The 11,817-nt window shown below is 70.5% G+C and carries 8 protein-coding genes; 5 read left to right on the top strand and 3 right to left on the bottom strand.

The window, feature by feature from the left end; translation table 11 throughout:
• Nucleotides 1-46 precede the first annotated feature (46 nt).
• Nucleotides 47-1,558 (bottom strand): sigma-70 family RNA polymerase sigma factor, encoded by a 1,512-nt coding sequence (locus tag QMZ92_RS33510; RefSeq protein WP_283301360.1) that lies wholly within the window; start codon nt 1,556-1,558, stop codon nt 47-49.
• Nucleotides 1,559-2,338: 780 nt separating this feature from the next.
• On the opposite strand from QMZ92_RS33510, the gene QMZ92_RS33515 reads away from it, so the two are divergent.
• The 5 genes from QMZ92_RS33515 (at nt 2,339) to QMZ92_RS33535 (ending at nt 7,064) form a co-directional block, all read left to right on the top strand.
• Entirely contained in the window at nt 2,339-2,890 is a 552-nt protein-coding gene (locus tag QMZ92_RS33515) for a CAP domain-containing protein (protein WP_283301362.1), read from the top strand.
• Nucleotides 2,891-3,584: 694 nt separating this feature from the next.
• Nucleotides 3,585-4,364: an HAD-IIA family hydrolase gene (locus QMZ92_RS33520; protein ID WP_283301365.1), complete on the top strand. Its 780-nt coding sequence runs from the start codon at nt 3,585-3,587 to the stop codon at nt 4,362-4,364.
• Nucleotides 4,365-4,469: 105 nt separating this feature from the next.
• A complete protein-coding gene (locus tag QMZ92_RS33525; protein ID WP_283301367.1) occupies nt 4,470-5,144 on the top strand; it encodes a hypothetical protein in 675 nt (224 codons plus the stop codon).
• Nucleotides 5,145-5,150: 6 nt separating this feature from the next.
• Nucleotides 5,151-5,822 carry a class F sortase gene (locus QMZ92_RS33530; protein WP_283301370.1) on the top strand — a complete coding sequence of 224 codons (672 nt, stop codon included), beginning with the start codon at nt 5,151-5,153 and terminating at the stop codon, nt 5,820-5,822.
• A 240-nt stretch (nt 5,823-6,062) separates the two neighbouring features.
• On the top strand, nt 6,063-7,064 hold the full coding sequence (locus tag QMZ92_RS33535) for a glycoside hydrolase family 6 protein (protein ID WP_283301372.1): 1,002 nt from the start codon (nt 6,063-6,065) through the stop codon (nt 7,062-7,064).
• A gap of 74 nt (nt 7,065-7,138) precedes the next feature.
• On the opposite strand, the gene glxA is transcribed toward QMZ92_RS33535, so the two are convergent.
• Together glxA and QMZ92_RS33545 are read right to left on the bottom strand one after the other, a co-directional pair.
• Nucleotides 7,139-9,091, bottom strand: coding sequence for a radical copper oxidase GlxA (glxA, locus tag QMZ92_RS33540; protein WP_283301373.1), 1,953 nt, complete (start codon nt 9,089-9,091; stop codon nt 7,139-7,141).
• Entirely contained in the window at nt 9,088-11,022 is a 1,935-nt protein-coding gene (locus QMZ92_RS33545) for a glycosyltransferase family 2 protein (RefSeq protein ID WP_283301375.1), read from the bottom strand. Before QMZ92_RS33545 ends, glxA begins: the two co-directional genes overlap by 4 nt.
• Nucleotides 11,023-11,817 lie beyond the last annotated feature (795 nt).

Consider the following 11,817-nt stretch of genomic DNA (forward strand, 5'->3'; position numbering starts at 1 on the left):
CGCATCCTCCAGTCGGGGGACGAGGGGCCGCGTGCCACCGACCGGTTCAGGCGGGTCGCGCGAGATCCTGCACCCACACGGTCCCGTCGGGACCCTTCGCCGTACCCACGCCCACGTCGCGGTACTCACAGTCGAGCATGTTCTCCTGATGGATCGAACCGTCCATCCAGTCCTCCACCACGACCGACGGGTCCGAGGTGCCCCGGTCCAGGTTCTCGCCCCATGCGCTCCAGTCGTACCCGGCGGCGCTGATCCGCTCGTCCGCGCGCAGCCCCTCCGGGTTCGCGTGATCGAAGTAGCCGCGGGCCACCATGTCCTCGGCGTGCTTGCGGGCAGCCTCACTGAGCCGCGGGTCGACCCTCAGCGGTGCGCAGCCGGCCCGTGCCCGGCGGACGTTGACGAGTTCGGTGAGCCGTTGCTCGGGTTCCACCGCTGCGGGGGTGGGGCTGGGTTCGGGCGTGGGAGTCGGCGTGGGAGTGGGAGTGGGCGTCTGCGTGGGCGTGGGTGGGGATGCCGACGGAGTGGGGGACGTGATCGTCGTGCGGACGGCCCTGGGCTCGGGCGCCTGTTCCGGGCCGGGCCACAGCAGAGCGAGCAGCAGCGCACCGGCCACCGCTCCGCCGCCCGCGGCGCCGACGACGGGCCATCCCCCACCGGTCCCTCCCGCCCCCTCGCCTCCGGTCACCGTGCCCGGCGAGCCGTTCACCCCGCTTGCGGCGCCCGAGGGCTCGGTGGTGCCGACGGGATCGGCATGGCCGTCCGGGCCGTACGAGGGGGGCGGAACGGCGGGGTAGCCGTCCAGGGGTACCACCATCGCCGCACCCGCCAGCAGTCCCTGTGGCGGCACGAGGTCCGCCCAGTGCGTGGAGCACACGGGGCAGGTACGTGCGTGCCTGGCGATCCTCTTGCGCCATACGGACGACGGCCTACCGTCCCAGCCCGCGGTGATCTCTCCCAGTTCCACGCAGCGGGCGCGGGAGCCGACGGCGCGAACGACGACCCGGCTCACCTCCAGCCGCTCCTTCATCCGCTGCACACGCACGCCGGCGTGTTGGGGAGTCACGTCCAGGGCCGTTGCCAGCTCGTCCCGGGTGAGTCGACCGGCGGCTTCCTCCCACCACAGGGCCAGGACCTCCCGGTCGTTCTCGTCGAGCCACCGGGTCGCTTCGGCCACCTCCCGGCGCTGCCCCGAGAGCTCGAGCTGAAGAATGGTCAAGTCGACGAAATCGGGTCCGCGGTCGACGCCTTCGGGGACGGACTCGAGCGAGGTTGCAGCGACGCGCTGCCTGCCGTGCCAGCGGTGACGTATCTCGTTCACTGCTATGGCGACCATCCAGGAGCGGAAGCGCGACGGCTCCCGCAGCCCGCCGATGCCGTGGAGTACCCGGAGCATCGTGTCCTGGACGACGTCGTCCACGTCGGCGTGGCCGTCCAGCGCGCGTCCCACGATGTTGTAGATCAGCGGCAGATAGTCGGCCACCAGCTGTTCCCGAGCATGTCGGTCCCCGTCCCGCGCCGCGGTGACGACGTCGACCCCGTGAAGATTCTCCCTCTTCATTCGGTTCTCTCCCCTTTCCCCGTCCTCGGAGCCGGTTGTCGGGGCGCGCCGCAGCCACCGGCTGAGATGTCCGCGCGCGTGCCCTGTGGCCGGGGCAGGGACAGTACCGCACGCACGTTCTGGTTCCTGCCGGTCCGGTCGGCCACTCCGCGGGGACAGGCAGGCGCGCGGGCGCCTCGCCCCGGCTCGTTCCCACTCCGGAGACCCGGCGGCCTGCCGGACTGCCCGCGGGCCCTCCGGTGCGTCGGTCCCCGGCCCGAGCGGGACCGGGTTTCGCGCGAGTCACTCACGCGACGGGCGCCGGCCTCCCGGATTCTCTTTCGCGGAACCCGTTACACGGGCTGTGCGGACCGCTCTCCTGTGTGCCGGAACGACCGGCCTGGGAGCCGACAGAGCGGAGCCATCATGTACCACCGTGACCCTCGTCATGTACGCAAGACGGGCGGGAGCCGACAATTCCCCACGGAGGCGTACGACCTGACGGAGATACCGGGGGATCGTCCTCAGGGCGGCCCCGGGCCACGCGCATCCAGAAGGGGGCAGCGCCGTCGCGCGCGGGCCGGAACGCTCGTCGTTGCTTCGGTGGTCGGCTTCGCGGTCACCGCGGGTGCGGGCTACGTCCTGAGCGGCCACGGTGAGGGTGCGCGCCCCAAGGTGTCGAGCCGGGAGGAGGCCCTGGGGTACGAGTTCGAGCGGCCAGGGCCTGAGGCGTCAGTCATATCTGGTCCCCAAGCGTCCCCTTCCCGTAGTGCTTCGGCGTCCGCGTCCGTCACGGCCGCAGTGGAACCGTCCGGGACCGGGAGGCCCTCGGCCCGTCCCGGTTCCGGCGCCGACACCGCCCACTCCGCGCCTGCGAGCCGGCCCCGACCCGCGCAGCCGACCACGTCGCCGCGCCCCGAGCGCACCGCCGGCACCGTCAGTCCAGGGGAGCCGGCCTCCGGCGCGGCCGCCGACCTCGCCCGGGAAGTCGTACGACTTGCCAACGAGGAGCGAGCCAAGGCGGGCTGTGCGCCGCTGCGCACCAACAGCCGCCTCCAGGCCGCCGCCCAGGGCCACGCCGACGACATGGCGGCCCGCAACTACTACGAGCACGACAGTCCGGAGGGGAGGGACGCCGGTGACCGGATCGAAGCGGCGGGTTACGACTGGCGAAAGTGGGGCGAGAACATCCACAAGGGCCCAAAGAGTGCCAGGATCGCGATGCAGGACTGGATGGACAGCCCCGGGCACCGCGACAACATCCTCGACTGCGGCTTCAAGGACCTCGGTGTCGGCGTGAACCTCAGCCCCAACGGCCCCTGGTGGGTGCAGGCGTTCGGCACTCCGAGCTGACCGACGGCCGCGCCACGAGGCCGCGTCCCGCCTCGTGGTGCAAGCGGTCTCGCTCGACGCGTTCCGGTCCGCCTCGTGTCGGCCGCGCCGGGGCGGGACCCGGTTCCCGGTCTCGCACGGCCGGCCTGCCGTCAGTGCCACTCGCGGCTTTGGACCACGTGTGCGGCGACGGCGCGCAGCCGGTCGGTCTCGTGACCGCGCGTGCACCCGGGGGAGGAGGACGGTCCGGGACGCGCCCGGGGCCGGGGCGAGAGGCCGACCCCGGGGGTCCCGGCGCCAGGAGTTCACCGCGGGCAGCGCGTTTGCCGCTCCTCTCGACTCCGCGCTCGTCACCCCCGCGTACGACGTGGGCGGCCGCGGTACCGTGCGGCTCGACGTCACGACCCTCTACCGCCAGGAGGGCGGCCAGGACCGCCCGATCCCGGCCTCCTTCGACGGCGGGACGCGCCGTGGGCAGGAGCTGCACCTCGGACGTGGTGACGCGGCCGCGGTCCGTGTCCGTTCCCGTCCCGGCCGGGGGCCTCCGGCGTGTGCTTCCGCTTCCACTGCACCGGGGCCGACAACCAGTACCGGGTGATCGACGGGGTCAGGGTCACGGCTTCCTGACTAGGCTGGAGGGTGCCGGTACATCGTCGTGGCGGCGCCCCGTCAGCACACCGCACCTCGCACTACGCGTACGGCAGGAGTCCGCCTCATGGCAGAGCGCAAGCCGATCGAATCCTGGCTCACCGACATGGACGGTGTCCTCATCCACGAGGGAGTGCCGATCCCGGGCGCCGACTCCTTCATCAAGAAGCTCCGGGAGAGCGGGAAGCCGTTCCTCGTCCTCACCAACAACTCCATCTACACCCCGCGTGACCTGCACGCCCGGCTGGCGCGGATGGGCCTGGACGTGCCGATCGAGAACATCTGGACGTCCGCGCTGGCCACCGCCAAGTTCCTGGACGACCAGCGCCCCGGCGGTACGGCGTACGCCATCGGCGAGGCGGGGCTGACCACCGCCCTCCACGAGATCGGGTACGTCCTCACCGACCAGGATCCCGACTACGTGGTCCTCGGCGAGACCCGTACGTACAGCTTCGAGGCGCTGACGAAGGCGATCCGGCTGATCAACGGCGGAGCCCGCTTCATCAGCACCAACCCGGACGAGACCGGGCCGTCCGCCGAGGGCCCGCTGCCCGCGACCGGATCGGTCGCCGCACTGATCACCAAGGCCACCGGCAAGGCCCCGTACTTCGTGGGCAAGCCGAATCCCCTGATGATGCGGGCCGGGCTGAACGCCATCGGGGCCCACTCCGAGTCCAGCGCGATGATCGGCGACCGGATGGACACCGATGTGCTTGCGGGGCTCGAGGCGGGTATGAAGACCTTCCTCGTGCTGACCGGTCTGACGGCGCCCGCGGACATCGACCGCCACCCCTTCCGGCCCTCCAAGGTGGTCGACTCCATCGCGGACCTCGTGGACCGGATCTGACCCGGTCGGAGGCCCGGACGGCGTCGTGGCACTGACCCGTCCGGGGCCCCTGGAGATGCGGAACTGGGCGGAACGCGTGAATCTCTTTACACCAGGAGGTTCACAATGCGTTCAGTTCCGATTGCTCTCCGTGTCGCAGGGGTGGCCGCCGGCTTCCTGATTCTGGCGCCCGTCCCGGGTACCGCGCACGCGGAGGAAGGTGCCCGGCTCACGGACACGGTCCACCCCGTCAGAGCGGAACCCGGGAGCGAGGTGCAGGACGGCCGGGAGAGCGGTGTCGTGGACCGGCTCCAGATCGTCACGCTCACGCCGCCCTCCCGCTTCCAGCCCGACGACAAGCAGGGCGAGGAGGAGGACGGCAAGAGGGACGAGGGGTCCCGGGACGGGAAGAAGGACGACGGGTCCCGGGACGGGAAGAAGGACGACGGGTCCCGGGACGGGAAGAAGGACGACGGGTCCCGGGACGGCAGGAAGGACGACGGGTCCCGGGGGCACGGGGACGGCTCCGACGAGGACTCCGACGACGGCTCCCACGAGGGAGACGGCCCGGAGGACCTGGTCGAGGGCCCCGACCCGGCCGAGAGCCCCGTCGCCCCCGTCCGCGCCGGTGGCGGCGGCGCCGCCGACCGGCTGGCCGCACAGAGCGCCGAGTCCGCCGACACCCAGGGCCCCGGCACGCCGCACACGGTGATCGGGCTGCTCCTGGCCGGAGCGGCGGCCGTCGCCGTGGCCTTCCGCAGCGCCCGCCGCCGGCGCGTCGGCCCGACGGACCGGGACTGATCTGCCGTGCCCTCCGGCGACGAGGCGCCTCCGGGCAGCGGTCGGCTGCTCACCGGAGTGGCCTGGGCGGTCCTGCTGATGGGCTTGTGGCTCTGGGGCCGTGAGGCCAGCGACGGTCCCGGTGGCTCCTCGGCCCCCACGACGGGGGACGTGGCGGCGGTGGGCCGTCCGCTCGGCGTACCACTGCCGCCCGCCCGGGAGCCGCTGGCACCGGCCGGGCCCACCAAGGTGGACATTCCCTCGATAGGGGTCTCGGCCCCCGTCGTCGCCCGCGGCCTGGACACGACGGGCGCGGTCGAACCGCCGCCGTTCGCCACCCCGGGCGCCGTCGGCTGGTTCGGCACCGGAACCCGGCCGGGTGCCGAGGGCGCGGCGCTGTTCGTCGGCCACGTCGACACCAGGACCGAGCCGGCGGTCTTCTACGGCCTCAGCGCGGCCCGTCCGGGTGAGTCGGTCAAGGTGACCCGGACCGACGGTTCGGTCGCCGTCTTCACCATCGAGGATGTCCAGGTCGTCAGCCGGGACCGGTTCGACGCCCGGAAGGTGTACGGGGCGCACCACCCGGGCCGGGCCGAACTCCGGCTCATCACCTGCGGTGGCACCTACGACAAGAAGACCGCTTCGTACACGGCGAACGTCGTGGTGTCCGCGTACCTCACGGACGCGCGCGGCATCTGAGGTCCGCTGGAAGCGGCGTTCGGGGCCGCCGGGACCGCGCCGCCGGGCGCGGTCCGGGACCTCCCACCCGAGAAGCGCACCTGCCGTCCCCGGCCGCGTCCGGCGGGGAGGCACCGCGGCCTCGGTTACCTCGTGGCCGGCGGATCGCGTGTGTCAGGATGGATCCGGCCGGGCTCGTTCCGGCAGCGGGGCGCCTGGGGGGTGGTCCGGCATGTACCACAGTGCACCGAGGGGGAGTGGATGTACGGCAGTCGAGTCGGGCGCGCCCGATGGACGGCGGCCGCGATGGGGGCCGTTCTGCTGGTGGCGGGATGTTCCTCCTCGGACGGCGACGGTGACAAGCCCGCGGCGCAGCAGCCCAAGGCGACGGATCCGTACTGGGTGAACCCCGAAGGAAACGCGGCGAAGCAGGTGGACTCGTACCTCGATGACGGCGACAGCGCGAACGCCGAGTTGATCAGGAAGATCGCGGCCCAGCCGGTGGGGGAGTGGATCGGCCCCGACGACCCGGAGGGCGAGGCGCGGGGGTACACGGAGGCCGCCGCGAAGGCGGACCGCGACGCCCTGCTGGTCCTCTACAACATCCCGCACCGGGACTGCGGTCAGTTCTCCAAGGGAGGTGCCTCGGACGGCGACGCCTACCGCGCCTGGGTCGACAAGGTCGCCGAGGGCATCGGCGACCGCCGGGCCACCGTCGTCCTCGAACCGGACGCCGTGCTGCACCTGGTGGACGGCTGCACCCCGCAGGAGTACCACCAGGAGCGGTACGACCTGCTGAAGGGGGCCATCGAGCGGCTCGGGCGACTCCCCGCGACCAAGGTGTACCTGGACGCGGGCAACGCGGGCTGGGCGGACCCGGGCTCCCTCCCGGATCCGCTGCGCCGGGCCGGCATCGACCGGGCCGACGGCTTCGCGGTCAACGTCTCCAACTTCCAGACGACCGAGGCCAGCAAGGACTTCGGCCGCAAGCTCTCCGCCAAGGTCGGCGGGAAGCACTTCGTGATCGACACCAGCCGCAACGGCAACGGGCCGTACACGCAGGGCGATCCGAAGGAGAACTGGTGCAACCCGCCGGGCCGCGCCCTCGGCGAGGAGCCCACGACGAAGACCGGTGATCCGCTCGTCGACGCCTATCTGTGGGTGAAGCGGCCGGGCGAGTCCGACGGTGACTGCAAGGGCGGTCCCAAGGCGGGCGACTGGTACCCGGAGTACGCGCTCGAACTGGCCCGCAACAGCGAGTAGCCGTACCCACGACATCGAAGGGGGCTCCCACCGCGGGAGCCCCCTTCGACGTCGTGCCCGTTCGCCGTCCCGCCCTACGGGACCTCGACCCAGACGGCCTCCGACGGGGTGCCCTTGTCGTCCGTCACGAACAGCATGTACCAGCCGGACGGGACCAGGGAGCGGTTCTTGGGCACGGTGACCTCGAAACCGCCCGCCGTCTTCGTCATCTCCAGCGCGATGGACCGCTGGTCGACATCGGTCACATGCGTCACCGCGCTGGGCCGCATCAGCTTCGCCGACTTCAGCTTCGCCGCGTCCGGACTCTTGAAGGTCGCCGAGCCGCCGCGCGCGATCTTCTTCGGGCCGGTGCCGATCTCCGGCCGGGAGTCCCGGAAGAGGTAGGGCGGGGTGTAGATCTCGATCCGCTGCTCGAAGACGCCGGGCTTGGTGTTGGCGTCGTCGCCGAAGAGCGAGTCGGAGCCGAAGATCATCACCCGGCCGTCGGGCAGCAGCACCGAACCCGAGTGGTAGTTGCGGCCGACCCGAGGGTCGGCGACCCGTGTGTACTCACCCGTCTCCGGGTCGTACGTGCGCGCCTCCAGGACGTTGGAGCCGCTGCGGCCCCGGTAGTCCTCGGAGCCGCCGGTGACCAGGACGCTGTCGTCCGGCATCAGCGAGGCGCTCGGGTAGCGCGTGCCCTTGTCGAGGGAGGCGCCGTCCTTGAAGCGGGGCTGCGGGTCCTTCAGGTCGACCAGCCGGGACTTCTCACTGGACTTCTCGGACTCGCCGACCCCGCCGCCGCCGATGACCATGAACCGCTGGTCCTGGGCCGGCGGCAGCATCACGGTCGCCGAGGTCTCCATCAGGTCCGGGTCGCTCAGACCGGGCACCTTGGTGAACTTGTTGGTGTCCAGGTCCCAGATCCCGGGGTCACGGCCGACGTCCGCGGGACCGTATCCGGCGTTGGAACCGGAGTAGAAGAGCTTCCCGTTGTCCATCAGGAAGATCGCCGGGTAGGTCGGGAAGCGCCGCTCGAAGCCGGTGTACTTCCACTTCTTCGTCTTCGGGTCGTAGATCTCGTCCTTGCCCGGGACGATCTGGCCGATCTCGTCCAGGCCGGACAGGGACAGGACCCTGCCGTCCTCGAGCGTGGTGAGCGTGGGATACCAGCGGGCCTCGTTCATCGGGTCGACGGTGATGTACTTCTCCGCGACCGGGTCGAACTCGAAGGCCTCCCTGATGCCCTGGAAGTCCTTCTTGTCGAGGGCGAGCTTCTGCGCGATGCCGTAGACGTTCCGGTTGTCCGAGCCCTTGAGGCCGTGCACCCGGTAGTTGTCCTCTGTGCCGGTCTCGTACGACTTCCCGGACTTCGCCGCCTCGACGTAGATCCGGCCGAGACCCGCCTCGGTGCGCAGGAAGCGCCCGGTCTCCTTGTCGAAGACCTTCTTCGCCTTCTCGACGAGGACCGGGTCCTTGGAGACGAACGTCTTGCCGTTCTTCTTGCCGGTGAACTTGGTGCCCGCGGGCAGGGTGATCGGCTTGTCCGGGTCCTCGTTGTGGACGATCATCAGGCCGCCGGCCTTGGTGACGTCACCCTGGAGCTTCTCGTACCGCTTGGTGCCGCCCGCGACCAGCAGCTTGCCGTCGGGCAGCTGGGTGTGCCCGGCGCAGAACATGTCCTTGGGCGTGGGTATGTGCTTGAAGTCGTTCGTCTTCGGATCCCACAGCACCGACTCGAACTTCTTGGCGTCGAAGTTCTTCTGGTTGTTGCCGGAGCCCGCGATCAGCAGCACCTTGCCGGTGTGGAGCAGGGCCGCGTGGATCGTGTTGATCTTGTACTTGTCCGGGACGTCGAGGAAGTCCCAGTGGCCGTTCGCCGCCTTGTACTCAGGCCGGTTGATCTTGTACTCGTGGTACTGCTCCGAGCCGTACCGGTACATCGCCGGTCCGTTGAACCCGGCGATCGCCGCCACGACCGCCGCGCCGATCAGGATCCGTCGGGCCCGGTTCTTGCGGTGGTTCGGCCGGACGGGAAGTGTGCTCATTTCTTACGTCCCCCAAGGGCGATCTGCATGGTCTGGTCCGCGGGGGCCCACTGCTGCTCATGGGCGGCAGGGGGCACGGCCCCGGAGGCCCCGCCACCCGTCCCCGGCTTCGCGCGGCGCCGCCCCCTCCGCTTCTGCTTCTCCTCGCGGATCGCGTACCGCCAGGCGAAGATGGGCGCCGCGGTGATCAGCAGGGCCAGGCCGGCCCAGGTGATCATCGCCGGGTGGTCGTGCCCGAACCAGAACGAGGAGACGAGCGAGCCGCCGAAGATCAGGATGAAGAAGAGGTGGATCCGGAACGTGCCGAAGAGGGTGTCCGGGCTGGAGGAGTCGCCCTTGGGCGTCACCACGAACTTGCTCTTGCGGCGCAGCGCGGCGTCCATCAGGGAGCGTGCGTAGATCGGCGCGGAGAGCGCGGACATCACCATGCCGGCCAGGCCGCCGGAGCCCTCGGGCTCGTGGGGCGACACGTTGTGGCGGCGGTTCCAGATGTAGAGGCCGATCTGCAGGGCCGAGGCGTTGCCGTACAGCATCATCCAGATGGCCGGGTCGATCTGCACGCCCGAGGCGCCCATGCCCAGGAACAGCGCACAGCTGAGGGCCGCCAGGATCCAGTTGAGGGCGGACATCGGGTAGAAGATGATCATCATCGTGTAGTTGAAGAGCTTTCCGGCCGGCAGTGTGCCGAAGCCCTTCCAGTACTGCTTGAGGATCGTCTCGTACGTGCCGCGGGACCAGCGCAGCTGCTGGGTGAAGAAGTCGGTCCAGGCGGACGGGCCCTCGCCGACGGCCAGGACGTCCGGGGTGTACACGGACCGCCACTTGTTGCCGGTGCCCGGGTTCTTGGCCCGGTGCATCTCGAAGCCGGTGGCCATGTCCTCGGTGATCGAGTCGTACAGGCCGCCGATCTGCTTGATGGCGCTGATGCGCACGGCGTTGGAGGTGCCGACGAACATGGGGGCGCCGTAGCGGTTGCCGGCGCGCTGGATCAGGGCGTGGAAGAGGAACTGCTGGGACTCCGCGGCCTTGGTGACGAAGGTGTCGTAGTTGCCGTAGACCTGCGGGCCGATGACGAATCCGACGTCCGGGTCGCGGAAGTACCCCAGCATCCGCTCCAGGTAGTTCGGCAGCGGTACGTGGTCGGTGTCGACGGACGCGAAGAAGTCGTAGTCCCCGCCGTGCGCCTCGAGCCAGGCGTTGTAGTTGCCGTGCTTGGTCTTGGCCCGGTGGGCGCCCTTCTCCTGGTTCCACTTGGCTACGCCCTTGCGGGAGAAGTGGTGGACGCCGAGCCGTGCGCAGACCTCCTTGACGGCCGGGTCGTCGCCCTCGTCGAGCAGCCACACGTGCATCAGTCCGCGGTGGCGGATCTTCACGGCCGCCTCGAGCGTCTTGGTCACCATCTCCAGGGGCTCCTTGCCCGGCACGAAGGAGGTGAGGAAGGCGACGCGGGTGCCGGACTCCGGCACGACGGGTATCGGGTCGCGGGCGACGAGTGTCGCGTGCGCGTTCGACAGGACGTTCATCGTGCGGAAGAGCTCGATCAGGCCGATCGAGACGAGCATGACGACGTCGAGCCACAGCAGCAGCTCGTTGTTCAGATTGGGGTCGCGCTCCGTCCAGTGCTGCGGCTGCATCAGCCAGGCGAACAGGCCCAGCGAGACCAGCGGCGCGGCCCCGAGGAGCAGAGCGGCCCGGACGCGGTGCGGCTCCTGCGACAGCAGCGAGCGGTACTGCACCTTGTACGGTTTCGACGGGTCCGGCTGGGTCAGGGGACCCGCCAGCCGGCTGTAGTGCTCGTAGTCGTACCTCGGCAGCGCCTTCCTGGGGCGCAACCGGTGGCCTCCCGTCCTGAGCTGCGGGGGAACCCGAAGCTGCGTGGTCCGGGAAGGGTCGTCGTCCTGCTGCCGGGCGCCGTTCGGCGTCGACGTCATCTTTCATCCCCCCGCACGCCTGCTGGCTGCGTGATCGATCGGCCGTGTCCGGACCGGGGCTCCCCTGGGCCAGCCGGTACCGGACGCATCACTGGCAGGCCACCGTATCCGTAGACATAAGACGATGGTCTTCCGGTTGCATGATAGGCGTGCCGAGCGTTTGCCCCATCGCTCCGGCTGAGATGTCCGATTACATTGGACGCCCGTCTCTCGGTCGCCTCCCCGTGCAGTCGTTGACGGCGGTTTGTCCAACCGGCGTCTCAGCGGGAAGAATCCCCCGCGTGGCCAACGCACTGCAGGAATTGGTGAAGATCCGGCTGGAGCAGCAGGGCTGGTCCTACGGCGAGGTGGCCCGGCGCGGCGGCATCCCGCGTTCCACCGTGCACCACCTGGCCACCACCGAACGCGTCACCCGNGGAAGAATCCCCCGCGTGGCCAACGCACTGCAGGAATTGGTGAAGATCCGGCTGGAGCAGCAGGGCTGGTCCTACGGCGAGGTGGCCCGGCGCGGCGGCATCCCGCGTTCCACCGTGCACCACCTGGCCACCACCGAACGCGTCACCCGCATGCCGCAGCAGGCCACGCTCGAGGGCCTGGCCAGAGGACTGGAACTGCCCCTGGACTCCGTCCGCAGGGCCGCGGCCGAAGCCTGCGGAATCCACCTGTACTTCGAGGAGACCCCCGGCACACCCGCCGACCCCGAGGTCGCCACCCTCATCGCCAGCGTCCAGCAGCTCTCCCCGGCCGACCGCCGGCACGTCACCGCACTCGTCGAATCCCTCCTGCGCAACACCC

The sequence above is a fragment of the Streptomyces sp. HNM0645 genome (assembly GCF_030056615.1).
GTDB lineage: Bacteria > Actinomycetota > Actinomycetes > Streptomycetales > Streptomycetaceae > Streptomyces > Streptomyces marianii.

Bases quoted from the DNA above. Each gene is read 5' to 3' on its own strand.
- QMZ92_RS33510 (WP_283301360.1), bottom strand. From the start codon at position 1,558: ATGAAGAGGGAGAATCTTCACGGGGTCGACGTCGTCACCGCGGCGCGG.
- QMZ92_RS33520 (WP_283301365.1), top strand. From the start codon at position 3,585: ATGGCAGAGCGCAAGCCGATCGAATCCTGGCTCACCGACATGGACGGT.
- QMZ92_RS33525 (WP_283301367.1), top strand. From the start codon at position 4,470: ATGCGTTCAGTTCCGATTGCTCTCCGTGTCGCAGGGGTGGCCGCCGGC.
- QMZ92_RS33535 (WP_283301372.1), top strand. From the start codon at position 6,063: ATGTACGGCAGTCGAGTCGGGCGCGCCCGATGGACGGCGGCCGCGATG.
- glxA (WP_283301373.1), bottom strand. From the start codon at position 9,091: ATGAGCACACTTCCCGTCCGGCCGAACCACCGCAAGAACCGGGCCCGA.
- QMZ92_RS33545 (WP_283301375.1), bottom strand. From the start codon at position 11,022: ATGACGTCGACGCCGAACGGCGCCCGGCAGCAGGACGACGACCCTTCC.